General features: G+C 67.2%; 14 protein-coding genes. 8 read left to right on the top strand and 6 right to left on the bottom strand.

What is annotated here, in order from left to right:
• Position 1: 1 nt before the first annotated feature.
• The gene (locus JLI01S_RS04125; RefSeq protein ID WP_068260421.1) at positions 2-2,008 is read right to left on the bottom strand and encodes a hypothetical protein; all 2,007 of its coding nucleotides are present in this window, start codon (positions 2,006-2,008) and stop codon (positions 2-4) included.
• 178 nt (positions 2,009-2,186) lie between these two features.
• Between JLI01S_RS04125 and JLI01S_RS04120 the strand changes: the two genes are divergently transcribed.
• From JLI01S_RS04120 to JLI01S_RS04100, 5 genes are all read left to right on the top strand, one after another.
• A complete protein-coding gene (locus JLI01S_RS04120; protein ID WP_068260418.1) occupies positions 2,187-3,629 on the top strand; it encodes a hypothetical protein in 1,443 nt (480 codons plus the stop codon).
• A gap of 73 nt (positions 3,630-3,702) precedes the next feature.
• Entirely contained in the window at positions 3,703-4,176 is a 474-nt protein-coding gene (locus tag JLI01S_RS04115) for an Rv1352/Rv1906c domain-containing protein (RefSeq protein WP_068260415.1), read from the top strand.
• 225 nt (positions 4,177-4,401) lie between these two features.
• Complete coding sequence (locus JLI01S_RS04110) at positions 4,402-6,192, top strand: GmrSD restriction endonuclease domain-containing protein (protein WP_068260412.1); 1,791 nt, start codon at positions 4,402-4,404, stop codon at positions 6,190-6,192.
• A gap of 69 nt (positions 6,193-6,261) precedes the next feature.
• Entirely contained in the window at positions 6,262-6,993 is a 732-nt protein-coding gene (locus tag JLI01S_RS04105) for a hypothetical protein (protein ID WP_068260409.1), read from the top strand.
• Between the two features lie 661 nt (positions 6,994-7,654).
• Positions 7,655-8,176, top strand: coding sequence for a hypothetical protein (locus JLI01S_RS04100; protein WP_169797283.1), 522 nt, complete (start codon positions 7,655-7,657; stop codon positions 8,174-8,176).
• Positions 8,177-8,288: 112 nt separating this feature from the next.
• Here JLI01S_RS04100 and JLI01S_RS16595 read toward each other — a convergent pair whose 3' ends face one another.
• From JLI01S_RS16595 to JLI01S_RS04080, 5 genes are all read right to left on the bottom strand, one after another.
• Positions 8,289-8,513, bottom strand: a complete 225-nt coding sequence (locus JLI01S_RS16595; protein ID WP_084349192.1) for a hypothetical protein — start codon at positions 8,511-8,513, stop codon at positions 8,289-8,291.
• Positions 8,510-8,911 (bottom strand): LON peptidase substrate-binding domain-containing protein, encoded by a 402-nt coding sequence (locus JLI01S_RS16590; RefSeq protein ID WP_218005455.1) that lies wholly within the window; start codon positions 8,909-8,911, stop codon positions 8,510-8,512. Before JLI01S_RS16590 ends, JLI01S_RS16595 begins: the two co-directional genes overlap by 4 nt.
• A 30-nt stretch (positions 8,912-8,941) precedes the next feature.
• Positions 8,942-9,505: an antibiotic biosynthesis monooxygenase gene (locus tag JLI01S_RS04090; protein ID WP_068260403.1), complete on the bottom strand. Its 564-nt coding sequence runs from the start codon at positions 9,503-9,505 to the stop codon at positions 8,942-8,944.
• Between the two features lie 117 nt (positions 9,506-9,622).
• Positions 9,623-9,835 (bottom strand): hypervirulence associated TUDOR domain-containing protein, encoded by a 213-nt coding sequence (locus JLI01S_RS04085; RefSeq protein ID WP_068260400.1) that lies wholly within the window; start codon positions 9,833-9,835, stop codon positions 9,623-9,625.
• 117 nt (positions 9,836-9,952) lie between these two features.
• Positions 9,953-10,849, bottom strand: a complete 897-nt coding sequence (locus JLI01S_RS04080) for a dihydrodipicolinate synthase family protein (RefSeq protein WP_068260397.1) — start codon at positions 10,847-10,849, stop codon at positions 9,953-9,955.
• Positions 10,850-10,923: 74 nt separating this feature from the next.
• Here JLI01S_RS04080 and JLI01S_RS04075 point away from each other — a divergent pair, with 74 nt between their 5' ends.
• Genes JLI01S_RS04075 through JLI01S_RS04065 form a run of 3 tightly spaced genes read left to right on the top strand, consistent with a single transcriptional unit; the run spans position 10,924 to position 14,539 of the window.
• Positions 10,924-11,442, top strand: coding sequence for a 2Fe-2S iron-sulfur cluster-binding protein (locus JLI01S_RS04075; RefSeq protein ID WP_068260394.1), 519 nt, complete (start codon positions 10,924-10,926; stop codon positions 11,440-11,442).
• Positions 11,439-12,428 carry an FAD binding domain-containing protein gene (locus tag JLI01S_RS04070; RefSeq protein WP_068260391.1) on the top strand — a complete coding sequence of 330 codons (990 nt, stop codon included), beginning with the start codon at positions 11,439-11,441 and terminating at the stop codon, positions 12,426-12,428. The genes JLI01S_RS04075 and JLI01S_RS04070 overlap by 4 nt, the downstream gene beginning before the upstream one ends.
• Positions 12,425-14,539: a xanthine dehydrogenase family protein molybdopterin-binding subunit gene (locus JLI01S_RS04065; protein ID WP_068260389.1), complete on the top strand. Its 2,115-nt coding sequence runs from the start codon at positions 12,425-12,427 to the stop codon at positions 14,537-14,539. Before JLI01S_RS04070 ends, JLI01S_RS04065 begins: the two co-directional genes overlap by 4 nt.
• Positions 14,540-14,579: the final 40 nt, after the last annotated feature.

Genomic DNA, 14,579 nt, shown 5'->3' with positions numbered 1-14,579 from the left:
GTCAGGGTCCTTCCTCGGTGGTCTTCGGAGTGAGTATCAGTGCGCCCGCGGCAACGCCTTGGGCAAGTTCTTTCGCGAGTGACGACAGGCGTGACAGTCGCTCGCGGGTGCGGATCTCGTCGGATCCCAATTGCCGTAATACGGTCCCCAAGATGGCGGCCTGGTCGACGGGTACCTGGGGTACGCGCCAGTTACGCCAGCGAGGCGAGTGCGATGGCAGGTCGTTGATCGCGCGGGCCACCGCCTCGGGCACCATTCCCCGATCGGGTGAGCACCTGAGCAATCTGGCGGGAAATGCGACGACGGAGAAGCCCTCATGATCAACGACCGCAGCAGGCCGTGGTGAAGCGCAGAAGATGACGTCACCCGGCTCGGTCCGACGCGCGCGAGGCCACGACTGCTCCAGCTCGAGCGGATCGAGTCCACGTCGGGGTCCAGCCGGGTCATGGACAGCCTGGGCATCGACGATGCGCACTCCGGACAGGGTCGCCGGAGCTGCGACATCGATGCGCGATCCACTGTGGATGCTGACCAGTCCACCCCGCTCGGCCGCGTCGATGGAGATCCCGACGTCCGACCCCGCGGCCTCGCCCGGTTCCAACGTCACACCGTCGAGCGGCGACAGCCACGCCTGCTCCTCGAGCTCGGCCGCCATCTGGCTCACGCCGACAACGCCTGCAGCGCCCGACCTCATGGTCACACGGTCCGGACCAGACCCGAGAGCAACGATCGGTCCTGACCCCGCCAACAACAGAGACGTCAGGTGCAGACGCGCGTATCGGAAAGCGTGGGTGGCCCGGCTCGAGTCCGTCAACGACGCGACCACGTCGGTAGCAACGTCGTTGACGACATCGGGTTGAGGGGCCTCATTCGTGAGATCTGCGGTCGCGAGCCGCCTGGCCTCGACTCGAACCGAGGCCGGCTCTCCGCCCAAGACCCACAGACCGAGGACCAGACGAGAGCCATCTGCGACTAGACCAAGGGGCAGACGCAGCGCGCAGCGAAGGCGCCCCAGCCGAATGAAGTGGTCGCGCTGTTGGTCGAGCTCCGCATCGCGGAGGGCGTCACACATCACGGAGGCAGGGCCGACGACCAGCGCACGCTGCTGATCACGGAGGTCCAGCTGGACGTCATCAGCCGACTTCAACACGGAGGCCGGATCACTGGCACCGTCCGGTACCGGGACGCGACTGACCACGAGCGGCAAGATGCCCTCGGGTGCCGCGTCCACCACGGTGCGTCCTTGCGTCCAATGGAGCCGGCGCGCTGCACGTGCCCCGACGGAGTCACCCGACACGAGGACGTGGGCGCTCACCCCTTCACCCAGTTGGGTCAGGACTGCGTCCACCAGGTCGGTGTCCGAGGACAGCGGATCGTGAATGACGATGTCACCTTCCACGTCCAAAGCGATCGCAGCCCCAATCTCACCGAGAAGATCAAGAGCGCCCCCGCTCAACTCCGCACGTGATCGGACACTACGAGTTGTCCACCGCGTCCGGATCCGATGGTGGGCCGACGCCGCATCCCACATCGAGTCCGACAGCCGTTCCGCGTATGCGGCGAGGGTGCTCAGGTCATCGCCGGCGGCCACGAGCTCACGGACGAGGTGGTCGTCTGTGGGGTCGGCCTCACTCGCGTGGGTGACGATCTCGTCCGCAGGTAGCTCCACGAGATCGAGTCCAGTGCGCGCCTTCAAGCACAGCAAGGCGTCAAGAGCCGTGAGCATCACCGCGTCGTCCAGCAGCACGAAGGGCCGCGCGTGTCCGAGAGCGTCAGCGCGGACATCACAGTTGTTGCCCCGTCCCGTCGTCTCGAGCCAGGCGACCACGTCCGACATGGCAAAGAACTCCTGACCCTCCCGGGTCTCGAACGGCTCCGGGAAGGGCACGAGCTCGCCACGGACCGAAGGGCGTCGCCTCCACATGGAGACGACGGCACGTTGGACGTGGGCCAGCGACGCGATGTCGGCCAACGACATGAAGTCGGTCGCCGTTATTTCTCCGGGCACTGCTCCACCTCCTGCACTGTCGATAAGGGCTCGAACTATGGGCCCAACCTAGATGCCGATGGTGACAAGGACTAGAGCAAGCACTGATAAGCCCCCTTATCAGTGCATCAACTACCACGTCATGGAACTTTGCCCCGACGCTTGAAACACGCCACACCCCTTCAGCGAAAGGAACGTCATGAATACCGAGTCCACGTCCCCCAAGGTCACCTTTGACCCGACCCACTCCGCTCTGCTCGTCTCCAAGCTGAGCGTGCAGCACCCCGCCGTCACCCAGGAGGCGCTCCGCTGGTCCACCGGCAGTCGCGGCCAGGCAGTCCGGGCCGACGCCCTCGAGGACTGCGACCTCTCCCCCTTCGTCCTGCAGGCGCTCACCGTCGGCGCTACGGCCATCAGCGCCGCGGGCGGAGCCCAGGACACGTACAACCTGGAGCAGCTCATCCACGACGTCGGAACCCGGACGACCGAGGCCACGCACCGCGCTGCGGAGTCGACGGCGAAGGTCACGAAGGACGCCGCCGAGGCGATGGACAAGGCCACCAGCGGAGTTCGCAAATCCTTGGCGGAGTCGAGCGAGTCATCGAAGAAAGCCATCGGCGACACAGTGACGACCGCCCGCAAGGAACTGCGAGAAGAGCTGACTCGCCTCTTTGGTGGGGACGACCCTGAGTTCATCGGTCGCCTCCAGCCGGTCCTCGACGAGTTCACGACGAAGCTGACCAAGCGCACCGACGAGCACACGGCGTCGATGTTCGAGAAGGCGACCAAGGCGCTGAACCCGGACGATCCGACGTCGCCCATCGCCAAGCAGATGGCGGCCTTCGACAAGCGGCATGCCCAGCTCGTCGAGCAGTCCGCGAAACAGAACGACGACCTGAAGACGAAGGTCGGCGAGCTCACCAAGGCCATTGAGGTCCAAAAGGCTGCTGCAGCGGCCACGAAGGCCGCCACCAATGTCACCCCGATCAAGGGTGCGAGCTACGAGGAGAACGCCGGAGCGGTGCTCGCTGCACTGGTGAACGGATTCGGCGACGAGTACGTCGCCACCGGCACGACGACCGGTGCCATCCCCTACTGCAAGAAGGGCGATGGCGTCCTGAGCATCGCAGGATCGAGCTCCAAGGTCGTCGTCGAGATGACCAACTCTCAGGGGAAGCCTCGGTCGTGGACCGACTACCTCGACGAGGCTGAGCGCAATCGAGGCGCCGCCGCATCTCTCGGCCTGGTGCCCTCGGTCGAGGACAACGACGGCCATCGCGTCCGGCCGATCGGCAGCCGCCGGATCATCATGGCCTTCGACCCCGAGACCGACGACCAGTCACTGCTGCACACCGTGCTCTGCCTGCTTCGGGCAGCCTCCCTCGCCGCGACCACGCGCGACGAAGGAGGTGAGGTCGCTACGGCCAAGGAGCGCATCGACGAGGCGCTGGACGCACTCGGCCGGCTGGACGAGATCCAGAAGGTGGCGGGCCAGATCCGCAAGTCCAGCGACAAGGTCGCCACTCAGGCAGACGGGCTCCAGACGACCCTCAACCGTCTGCTCCTGCAGGCGCAGACGGCCCTCGCCGGTAACAAGCTCACGTCCGTTGCCGACTCCGACAAGACCACCGGCGTCGCCTGACTCCGGCCGCTGGTGGGTCGCGGCCCGAGGTCCGACCCACCGGCACCCATCTCTCAATTCACAGGAGACAGAAATGAAGACCATGCTGCATCTGGCCGGGTACGCCGCTACGGCGCTCTTCGCCTTCGTCTTTGGCGCATCCGTCGTGGCCATCGGCTCCGAGACGACCTCGGCCTCCGACAAGCCATCCACTTCAACCGTCACATCGACCGCGACAATCACCGACCCGGGTGCGACCACGACGACCACAGCCGCTCCGGAGACGTCCACAAAGACCAAGACGGCGACTGTGACTGCCGAGCCGCCCGCCCCTGCCAGCGCCATCCCCGGTGACGGGACATTCGCCGTTGGCGTTGACGTCGAGCCTGGCACGTACGTATCAGCACCTGCCTCAAGCGGGAACTGCTACTGGGCGCGACTCAGTGGCAGTGACGCGTGGGACAACATCATCGACAACAACAACTCGAGTGGCCAGTCGCTGGTCACCATCGCCGCCGGCGACAAGTTCTTCGAGTCAAGTGGGTGCAGCGACTGGACGAAGCGGTGAGGGAGGCGACGCGACAAGATCGCGAGGAACGCTCGGGCGCAGAGGCGATTGCAACCAAGGCGGCCTGTCATCTTCAAGGCCCTGCCTTCCAGCCGAGATGCCCTCCGGCGTGGACCTCGCCTTGCTAGCGCCGGTGAGTCTGGAAGGACGGGGCCGTAGGGCAACCCCGGACGGAGGCCCAAGGTTAAGGTCAGACGGGAGTTGTCGTGAGTTGGAAGGGACACAGTGTCGAAATACAAGGTCACCCAATCGGCCGTGAGTCAATTGCTTGCCGATGTGCGTAGCGAGCAAATCGCCATACCTGAGCTCCAACGACCCTTCGTGTGGGACACAGTCAAAGTCCGCGATCTCATGGACTCCCTCTACAAGGGATACCCCGTCGGGTACCTCATCACTTGGCAGTCCGTGGGGGCTCACCTCAAGGGGGGTCTGGTTGCGGCTCATCAGCAAATCCTCATCGATGGCCAACAGCGGATCACCGCACTTCGTGCCGCCGTGGCCGGATTGGATGTCATCGACAAGCGTTACCGGCGCAAGCGGATCAAGATCGCCTTCAATCCCATCACCGAGGCGTTTGACACCCTCACCCCTGTCATCGACCGAGACCCCGAGTGGATCTCCGATATCAGCGACTTGTTCAACAGCCCATCGACGTACACCTTCTACACCCAATACTTCAACAGCAACCCTGAAGTTGACCGCTCCCGCGTGGAGGCAAACATTTCCCGCCTGGAGCAACTGAAGAACGCCCAGATTGGCATCATCCAGCTGAGTGACGACCTCGACGTCGAGACGGTCTCTGAGATATTCATCAGGATCAACTCCAAGGGAGTTCCGCTGTCCAGCGCCGACTTCGCCATGAGCAAGATCGCCACGTACGGTGACCGGGGGCGAAACCTGCGAAAACTGATCGACTACTTCTGCCACTTGGCGACCGCCCCCCACGCATACGAAGACATCCGGGACAACGACTCAGACTTCCGCGGCAGCCAGCATCTCGCGAAGATCGCGTGGCTCAAGGATGACTCCGAGGATCTGTACGACCCTGCCTATGGGGACATGATTCGAGTCGCCGGACTGGTCGGCTTCAGCCGCGGTAAGGCTTCCAGCATTGTGTCCGAGTTGTCAGGACGAGACCCTGAGACCAGGAAGGTCGACGAAGCACGAATCCCAGTCGCCTACGACAAGCTCGAAGCCGCGCTCGACGCGATGGTGCGCAAGTACAACTACGAGAACTTCATCATGACCATCAAGTCTGCGGGATTCATCTCTCCTGGCATGATCGGCTCCAAGAACGCACTGAACTTTGCCTATGCCCTCTACCTTCGCCTACGCGCGGATCAAGCGATGAGCGAAGGCGAACGCAAGCGGGTGGTTCGCCGGTGGTTCGTCATGTCGATGCTCACGGCGCGACACTCTGGCAGTTTTGAATCCACCTGGGAACAAGACATCCGTCGGATCGGCGTCCTAGGCGCAGCCGCGTACCTCAAGCAGATCGAAGAGTCTGAACTCACGGAGGGGTACTGGGACGTTGCCCTGCCGGCCGCCCTAGAAACCACGAGCACGACGAGCCCCTACTTCCAAACGTTCCTCGCTTCACAAGTTCGGTCAGGCGCTCGGGGATTCCTGTCTAAGTCCATCACTGTGGCCTCTATGCACCAGCAGTCCGGCGACATCCACCACATCGTGCCCAAGGACTACCTACAGAAGCACGGCTACCCAGACCGAGGCGACTACAACCAAGTCGGCAACTTTGCGCTCACGGAGACGTCCATAAACATCAGCATTTCGAACAAACCGCCCACTACATATGTGGATGAACTCGAGCAGCAGATCGCGACGAAGCAACTGACCCTCGGCGAGATCACTGACGCGGATGACCTGTCTGCCAACTTCGCCGAGAATGCTGTGCCGAACTATTTGCACGATGTCTCCGAAGTCAACTACCCGGAGTTCTTGGCAGCGAGACGTAAGTTGATGGCATCCCGGATCCGCACGTACTTCGATCAACTGTAAGCCTCAGGCGGAACCGCCGGCACTGCCCTCATCCACCAACGTCAACGACCCAATGAGCGGGATGGACCCATGCAACTGATCTCTTTCTACGACACCGACCCGGTCAAGGCAAAGGGCGCTTCGGTGAAGCAACTCCCCTTGGAACGGGCGGACGAGTTCACCTTCGGGAACGAACCAACCATCTCCAAAGTGGTCTACGTCCGTCACCCTCGTATCAAGTCTCGCGTGGTGCCGTACGGTCAGTACGACAGCCTCGTCATGACGGACAAGTTCAATGAAGCCTTGCGCATCGTTCAGACCTTGGGCGCTCACACCGTGGTGACCAGGAGCTTCCGCGGGGACTTGTCACGCTTGGCCCTCAAAGGGAGATTGCCTCAAGGAACTGCCTCAGCAGAAGTCTCCAAGAGCACACGTGAAGAGATCGCCTTCGAGCAACTCGGGACAGGCGGGCCAGCGGTGGACCCAGGCGACAGCGTCTATCCGCACGAGGCCGGCTTCGAAGCCGCCCGACGCGCCGTCCTTCTCAACGGGGCTATGCACGTGGCTATCAACATCGAGAGCCAATCCGCGTTTCGTGTGGATTCCGACATCGCAACGCTCTTGCGGAAGGCAGGCTTCTCGCTGGGTGCCACGGCAGAACGCGCCCAAGTCCGTTTGCTGCGACTCGACGCCTACTTCCCCGAGAAGGGCAAGTTGCACGCGCCGAGTGAGGAGCAGGTCCGCCCCCTCGTGGAGCCCAGGCCCGCTTTGGCTCCCGACGAGCAGCCGGGCGAGCACAGGAGGATGTGGCGGTCCCGCTGACAAGATTCGACCATTGGATGTTCGAGATGGGCCATACCGCAACATCCGCCCTGCTGAGCCGGGTCGACGGGCAGGACGTGCGGTCGCGCCCCATGAAGCCGGTCCTCCAGGCACGCGAGTCAACCTTGGGCGTCTCGGCACACTGAGACCGGGCGGCGCGGGCCATTCGAGCGCTCACGCGGACTCGCCGAGCGACTCCTCCTCGCCGACGAGGTCCTCGAACCACGCCTGCTCGGGCAACCTGCAGTCCTCGACCCGCACGGGCAGCCCATCGCGGGTGACGCGCAGCATTCCGAGGACGAGGCGTGCTGACTGCAGATCTCCCAGACGTCGAGGTCTCCCTCTTGTGAGTACCACTCGGCAGAGCCGACCCAGCGGGCCAGGTCATCCTCCGACGCGAAGTGCACCACAACCTGGTGCTGTCCACCCTCACCCTTCGGTGACCAATGGCGATTTGTACGACACCGCGCTGGTCCCAACGCACGCCCTATGAGCCCTGCGGCGAGATGTCACCAGCCGAACTCGAGGGAGGCCTACTGCGCTCGACACACAGCCCCCACACTCCGCTGAGCAGACCGTTTGAGACATGTCTCCGGACATGCCGGGCGGTTCAGTCCCGTGAGTTGTCGATGCCCACGGACGCTCTGGTTGGATGGAGGTCGTGACAATCGAAGGCCGCTGGACCAGGAACGCCGGGGCGCTCAAGTACATCGTTCCGAGCGCGGAACGCCCTGGATTCAGCCGTTGGTTGGCACTGCTGTCGCTCGCGATCGCCGCACTCGGGATCCTGATCATGGTCATGGCCGGGGCACAGATGCTCGATGGTGATTTCACATCGACGGGCACGAGCAGGAAGTCGGGGTGGATGACCCCTCCGATCGCCTTCGCCCTCGGCGCGCTGCTGAGTCTCTCCCCCATCGCCATCTGGCTCCAGGTGAAGAGGTTTCGCCCGCACGCAGACGACGGACGCGTCGCCGTGGTGACCCTCCGGCCCGAGGCGATGTCACTGGCTGACTGGCCGGGCCACGCGCGGCGCGCATGGGACGACATCACCGACGCGATGGTCGCGGAGGTGCCGGAGCAGGCTCGCGCCGTGGTCCAGCACTATCGGGACCACCCCGAGGACCGTGCCGAGATCGGCACACGAAGCTCCCTGGTGCGAGCCAGCGGGACATCCTCCTGACGCCTGCTGGCCACTTCGGCAACTGACCGTTGTCGGTCCTCGCCGACCCGGGTGGACGCTGAGCGGACCTGGCGCGCGGTCGCTCAAGACCTCAGCGAAGACCAGTCCCCCATCAGGCCGGACCATCCGGCAACTGCAGGGGCAGGAGATCCACCGCCTCGGTGGTCAGCTGCGCGGTGCGCTCCAGCAGCTCACCAACGGAGGACGAGCGCAGGACGGCCAGTTGGTCAAGGGCACCCAGAGGGGTGATCCCAGCCAGCTGCCAGCTCTTGGACACAGGCTCGTCGGACAGCTCGACGTCCGCTGGCCACTGCGAGGTGCGGTACTCGCTGATCACCGCGAGCGCGCGCCTGACGATGCGCTCCGTGGCCTCCAGCTGCGAGGACTGCTCGTCATCCCAGACCAGGTCGGCAGAAGTCGTACCTCGGCACGCGGGTAGGGATCGTCCTCCAACCACCGCACGACCTCGAAGCGTTCTCGACCGCGCGCCAGCAGACCGATGCGGCCGTCCCCCATCGGGCTCACCTGCTCGACCGAGGCAACGGTGCCGATCGAGAAGCGCTGGTCTCCCCCGCCGACCTCGAAGCCACGCTCGATCAGCACCACACCAAACCGCCCGTCACCGGCGGCGATGTCCCGCAGCATCGCGAGGTACCGGGGCTCGAAGACCTGCAGGGGCAGCGGGCTGCCGGGGAGCAGGGATGCCCCCAGGGGAAACATCGGCAGGACGTCCATGCAGACCAACATGGCACACGTGGGCGTCGGTCACCTCGAGGGCACGAGGAACCCACGCAGAGCCTTCGTCAGCACGGGCGAGACGAGGTAGACCATCGCCCCCACGATGAAGACGACGTTGATCGCCGTGGCGACCAGGAAGGGCAGGCCGAGGTCCTTCCAGACGGGCGCGAGGAACCACAGCACGATCGAGGCGAGCGGCCAGATGCCGAGCCAGGTGACGACTGCCGTCTTCCATCTCGGCACCCTCGTCCCGCTCGGCACGTCCGGACCGAGGAACCACTCATCGATCGCACTGAGGCGGCGATGCTCGGGCTCGTCCTCCGCGTGCGGACGCATCCGGGCGAGGATCTCCCTTCGCTCGGCGGAGCCGTCCCAGTGGGCCAGCTCGTCCTCCGACGCGAAGTGGACCACGACCTGGTGCTGTCCACCCTCGCCGTCCGGTGGGATGAGGTCCGCACCGAGGAAGCCGCGGTGCCGGCGCATCAGGCCAAACATCTCCCGGACGAGCTCCTCGTACTGCCCGGCGTGCCCTGGCAGTACGCGCCGTCGCGCGATCCGGGTGATGGCCGACTGGTTCGCGGTGTCAGACACGGGAGATCCCGCCCTCTCCGTCGGGCGCGACCCGTGCCGCGCCGATCCTGGCGAGCCAACCACGCCCAGTGCCGCGATCGACGAGCCGTTCGCGCGCAGGGAACGGCAGGCGCGCGCTCAGTCCACCTTGTGCAGAGCCGACCCCTTGTGCGCGGCGACGTGGTCGGTCTTGTCGCTCGTGATCTCGTACTGCGGCTCGTCCTTGCTCGCTCGGCGCGTGTGCCCCTTGTAGTCGAAGTCGCGCGTGTGAACCTTGGTGATCGTGCCGGTCACTTGGCCGGCCTCGGAGTTCCACCCCACGTGGTCCCCCACCTCGTACGTCGCGCTCATCGGCTTCTCCTTGTCTCTCGTCACGTGCGCAGGGACGCACCCCCCAGACGACTACCCGGACCCACGGACGTCAACCCCACGCGAGCGATTCCCGCGTCCACGGTGGGGGGAGCGTGCTCAGGCCACCAGCCCGAGCCGAGCCACCACCTCGACGACCTTCTCGCGCTGGTCATCGTCGAGACCCTGGATCGGCAGCGGCAGGCAGCGCGGCGCGACCAAGCCGAGGTGCTCGGCGATGGTCGCGACGACGCGCAGGCTCCCTCCGTACTCGGCGAAGAGGTCCCACAGCGGCTCCAACCGGTCCGATGCTGCGAGTGCGTCCGCGGTCCTCCCTTCGCCCACGGCACGGGTGATCTCGAGAGCCGGCTGCGGGAGGGTGCCGCCGATGACGGAGTACCAGGCGTCGCACCCTGCGACGAGACCCGCCGCGGCCATCCCGTCACCAGAGATCCCGATCGTCACGTGCTCGGGGACCACGGACCGGATCGCGGCCACGTGCTCCCGGGCCGCGTCCGGATCACCGGGCACGCCGGGGATCTTGATCGAGGCGATGCCCGGCAGCTGAGCGACACGGCCGTAGAGGTCGGTGGAGAAGCGGAAGTGCGTCGTCCCCGGGTTGTCGTAGACGACGACCGGCAGGTCGGTGCTCTCGGTGACCGTGCGGAAGAGCTCGAGGACGTCGTCGTCGGTGAGCGGCTGGTAGGTCATCGGGGCGAGCAGCACCCCCTTCGCCCCCGCGCCCTCGGCGCCGGCGACGTGCTCGAGTACGTGCGAGGTGCGCAGCGCCCCCACCCCGACGATGACCGGAGTGGACCCGGCGTGCTCGACGGCGAGCCGGGCGACCCGGGCCCGCTCCGGCGCGGTGAGATAGGCGTAGGAGCCGGTCGAGCCGAGTGCGGTCACCGAGTCCACGCCCGCCGCGGCGAGTCGCTCGACGAGCCCGGCGAAAGCTCGCTCGTCCACCGCGTCATCGGCCATCGGGGTCAGGGGGAAGGCGCTCAGTCCGGTGAACATGGTGGGACGGTACCGGTTGGCCGGCGGCCAGACGGGTACGGAAGGCCCGCACTGACCGCGACCCAAGGACTGCCATGGAAGCCGACATCACCCTCGTGGTCGACGGGGAGCGCCGCTCGCTCACGGTCGACACCCGCACCAGCCTGCTCGACGCGCTGCGCGACCACCTGGGTGTGACCTCGCCCAAGAAGGGCTGCGACCACGGCCAGTGCGGTGCGTGCACCGTGCTGCTCGACGGGCGGCGGGCGACGAGCTGCCTGACCTTCGCCGTCGCCCAGGACGGCGCGGAGGTCACCACCGCGGTCGGGCTCGTCACCGACGGGGAGCTCCATCCGGTGCAGGAGGCGTTCTGCGAGAACGACGCCTTCCAGTGCGGCTTCTGCACACCCGGCCAGGTCTGCTCCGTCGTCGGCATGCTCGACGAGCTGCGCGCGGGCCACCCGAGCCACGTCACCGCCGACCTCACCGCCGAGATCGGCACCGACCCGGGCATCGAGGACGACGAGATCCGCGAGCGGATGAGCGGCAACCTCTGCCGCTGCGGCGCCTACGGCAACATCCTCGCCGCCGTACGGCAGGTGACCTCGTCATGAAGCCCTTCGACTACCGCCGCGCCGGCGACGTCGACGAGGCGATCGCCCTGGCCGCCGGCTCCCCCACCGCCCGCTACCTCGGGGGCGGCACCAACCTCGTCGACCACATGCGGCTGGGCCTCGAGACGCCCGACCTGCTCGTCGACGTCAGCCGCCTGCCGCTGGCCGAGATCGAGGACCTGCCCGACGGCGGGCTGCGCATCGGCGCGGCGGTGCGCAACAGCGACCTGGCGGCCGACCGCCGCATCCGCGAGCGCTACCCCGTGCTCTCCCGGGCGCTGCTCGCCGGCGCCTCCGGACAGCTGCGCAACCTCGCGACGACCGGCGGCAACCTCCTGCAGCGCACCCGCTGCCCCTACTTCCAGGACGTCACCACACCGTGCAACAAGCGCGAGCCGGGCACGGGCTGCTCGGCGATCGAGGGGCACTCCCGCAACCACGCCATCCTCGGCGCCTCGGACGCCTGCGTGGCCGTGCACCCCTCCGACATGGCCGTCGGCCTCCTCGCGCTCGACGCGGTCGTGAGCGTCCACGGACCTGACGGCGAGCGCACCATCCCCATCGACGAGCTGCACCGCCTGCCCGGCGAGCACCCCGAGCGGGACACCGTCCTGGAGCCCGGTGAGCTCATCACCGCCGTCGACCTGCCGCCGGCCCCCTTCGCCCGGCGGTCCACCTATCGCAAGGTGCGCGAGCGGGCCTCCTTCGCCTTCGCCCTCGTCTCCGTGGCCGCGGCCGTGGAGCTGCGCGAAGGGAGGATCGCCGACCTGCGCATCGCCTGCGGCGGCATCGCCCACACACCGTGGCGGGCCCGCCGCGCCGAGGAGATGCTCGTCGGCATGGCGCCTGACGAGTCGCTCTTCGAGCGCGCTGCCCGGGCCGAGCTCGCCGACGCACGGGCGTTGCAGGACAACGGGTTCAAGATCCCCCTGCTGCGACACACGCTGGTCGCCACCCTTCGCGACCTCACCCTGGAGACGTCATGACCGACATGCTGACCGCACACTCGATGGGCACGCCCCTGGTCCGGCAGGACGCCGTGGCCAAGGTCACCGGCATGGCGCCCTATGCCTACGACCACCGGCAGACCGACCCTGCCTACCTCCACCCCGTGCAGGCGAGCATCGCGCGCGGACGCGTCGTGGAGATCGACACCACGGCGGCCGACGAGCTCGACGGGGTCCTGCTGACCCTCACCCGGCACGACGCGCCGCGCCTCGCCGAGAGCGAGGACACCGAGATGCTCATCCTCCAGCACGACGAGGTCGCCTTCCGCGGGCAGCTCATCGGCGCGGTGGTGGCGCGCACCCCCGAGATCGCCCGGGAGGCCGCCGCGCTCGTGCGCGTCACCTACGACGAGGAGCCGACCGATGCCCGGCTGTCCGCCGACCGGGAGGACCTGTACCGACCCGACGAGATCAACGGGGGCTTTCCCACCGACACCGACACCGGCGGTGTCGACGCCGCGCTCGCGTCCAGCGCGGTGCAGGTCGACCAGACGTACACGACGCCCATGGAGCACAACAACCCGATGGAGCCGCACACGACCGTGGCGCTCTGGCAGGAGGAGCACCTGACCCTGTGGGACTCCGTCCAGGGGGTGCACGCCGCGCACAGCGCGCTCGCCCCGCTGCTGCGTCTGGAGCCCGAGCAGCTGCGGGTGGTCACCCCCTTCGTCGGTGGTGGCTTCGGGTCCAAGGGCAAGCCGCACTCCCACGAGGTGCTCGTCGCGATGGCCGCGATGCGCCTGCCCGGGCGGGCGGTCAAGCTCGCCCTGACCCGCCAGCAGATGTTCACCCTCGTCGGGTACCGCACGCCGACGATCAACCACGTGCGTCTGGGCGCCGACCGCGACGGGCGGTTGCAGGCGATCAGCCATGAGGTGGTCGAGCAGACGGCCCGGCTCTACGAGTTCGCCGAGCAGACCGCCGTGCCGACCCGCACCGTCTATGCCGCGCCGCACCGCCGGACCAGCCACCGCCTCGCGACTCTCGACGTGCCGGTCCCCTTCTGGATGCGCGCCCCGGGCGAGTGCCCCGGCATGCACGCGCTGGAGGTGGCGATGGACGAGCTGGCGGTCGCCTGCGACCTGGACCCGATCGAGCTGCGCGTGCGCAACGACACCGCGACGGACCCGGAGACCGGGCTGCCCTTCACCCACCGCGACCTCGTGGGCTGCCTGCGCGAGGGCGCCGCTCGATTCGGCTGGGCGGAGCGTGACCCCCGGCCTCGCCAGCGCAGGGAGGGCGACTGGCTGGTTGGCACCGGAGTCGCCGCCTCCACCTACCCGGCGATGAGCATGCCGGGCAACACCGCCCGCATCCGCTACGGCTTGGGCCGTTATGCCGTGGAGATCGGGGCGGTCGACATCGGCACCGGCACGTGGACCGCGCTGGCGCAGATCGCCGCCGACGCCTTGGAGTGCCCGGTCGCGCACATCGACCTGCGGATCGGCGACAGCGACCTGCCGCAGGCCACGGTCGAAGGGGGGTCCAGCGGCATCGCCTCGTGGGGCGGGGCCGTGGTCGCGGCAGCCAGGGCCTTCCGTGCCGAGCACGGGCGGCTTCCGGCCGAGTGGGCCCAGACCGAGGCCGACCTGCCGGAGAGCGACGTGACGCAGCGCTTCGCCCCGCACTCCTTCGGGGCGCAGTTCGCCCAGGTACGGGTCAACGCGCGCACCGGCGAGGTGCGGGTGCCGCGCATGCTCGGCGTCTTCTCCGTCGGCCGGATCGTCAACCCGCGCACCGCCCACTCGCAACTCACCGGCGGCATGGTCATGGGCCTGTCGATGGCCCTGCACGAGCACAGCGTCATGGACGAGCGGTGGGGGCACGTCGTCAACCACGACTTCGCCGAGTACCACATCGCGTCCCACGCCGACGTCTGCGACGTCGACGCGATCTGGCTCGACGAGGTCGACGAGCACCTCAACCCGATGGGCACCCGCGGCATCGGCGAGATCGGGATCGTGGGCGCAGCCGCCGCCGTGGCCAACGCCACCTTCCACGCCACGGGCGTGCGGGTGCGTGAACTGCCGCTGACGCCGGAGCACTTCCTGGACGCCTGGGCTCCTCGCACCGCCCTGCGTGAGCAATAGCGCGGCCTTTGCCTCGCCGATCCTGCCGAGTCGGCCACGT

Origin of the sequence: Janibacter limosus NBRC 16128, assembly GCF_001570985.1 — a bacterium.
GTDB lineage: Bacteria > Actinomycetota > Actinomycetes > Actinomycetales > Dermatophilaceae > Janibacter > Janibacter limosus.
The sequence above is the reverse complement of the archived record's forward strand: the minus strand, read 5'-3'. Positions and strand labels throughout refer to the sequence as shown.

What these genes read in the sequence shown, in the direction of transcription:
- JLI01S_RS04120 (WP_068260418.1), top strand. Translation starts at nt 2,187, where the DNA reads ATGAATACCGAGTCCACGTCCCCCAAGGTCACCTTTGACCCGACCCAC.
- JLI01S_RS04115 (WP_068260415.1), top strand. Translation starts at nt 3,703, where the DNA reads ATGAAGACCATGCTGCATCTGGCCGGGTACGCCGCTACGGCGCTCTTC.
- JLI01S_RS04105 (WP_068260409.1), top strand. Translation starts at nt 6,262, where the DNA reads ATGCAACTGATCTCTTTCTACGACACCGACCCGGTCAAGGCAAAGGGC.
- JLI01S_RS16590 (WP_218005455.1), bottom strand. Translation starts at nt 8,911, where the DNA reads ATGGACGTCCTGCCGATGTTTCCCCTGGGGGCATCCCTGCTCCCCGGC.
- JLI01S_RS04085 (WP_068260400.1), bottom strand. Translation starts at nt 9,835, where the DNA reads ATGAGCGCGACGTACGAGGTGGGGGACCACGTGGGGTGGAACTCCGAG.
- JLI01S_RS04080 (WP_068260397.1), bottom strand. Translation starts at nt 10,849, where the DNA reads ATGTTCACCGGACTGAGCGCCTTCCCCCTGACCCCGATGGCCGATGAC.
- JLI01S_RS04075 (WP_068260394.1), top strand. Translation starts at nt 10,924, where the DNA reads ATGGAAGCCGACATCACCCTCGTGGTCGACGGGGAGCGCCGCTCGCTC.
- JLI01S_RS04070 (WP_068260391.1), top strand. Translation starts at nt 11,439, where the DNA reads ATGAAGCCCTTCGACTACCGCCGCGCCGGCGACGTCGACGAGGCGATC.
- JLI01S_RS04065 (WP_068260389.1), top strand. Translation starts at nt 12,425, where the DNA reads ATGACCGACATGCTGACCGCACACTCGATGGGCACGCCCCTGGTCCGG.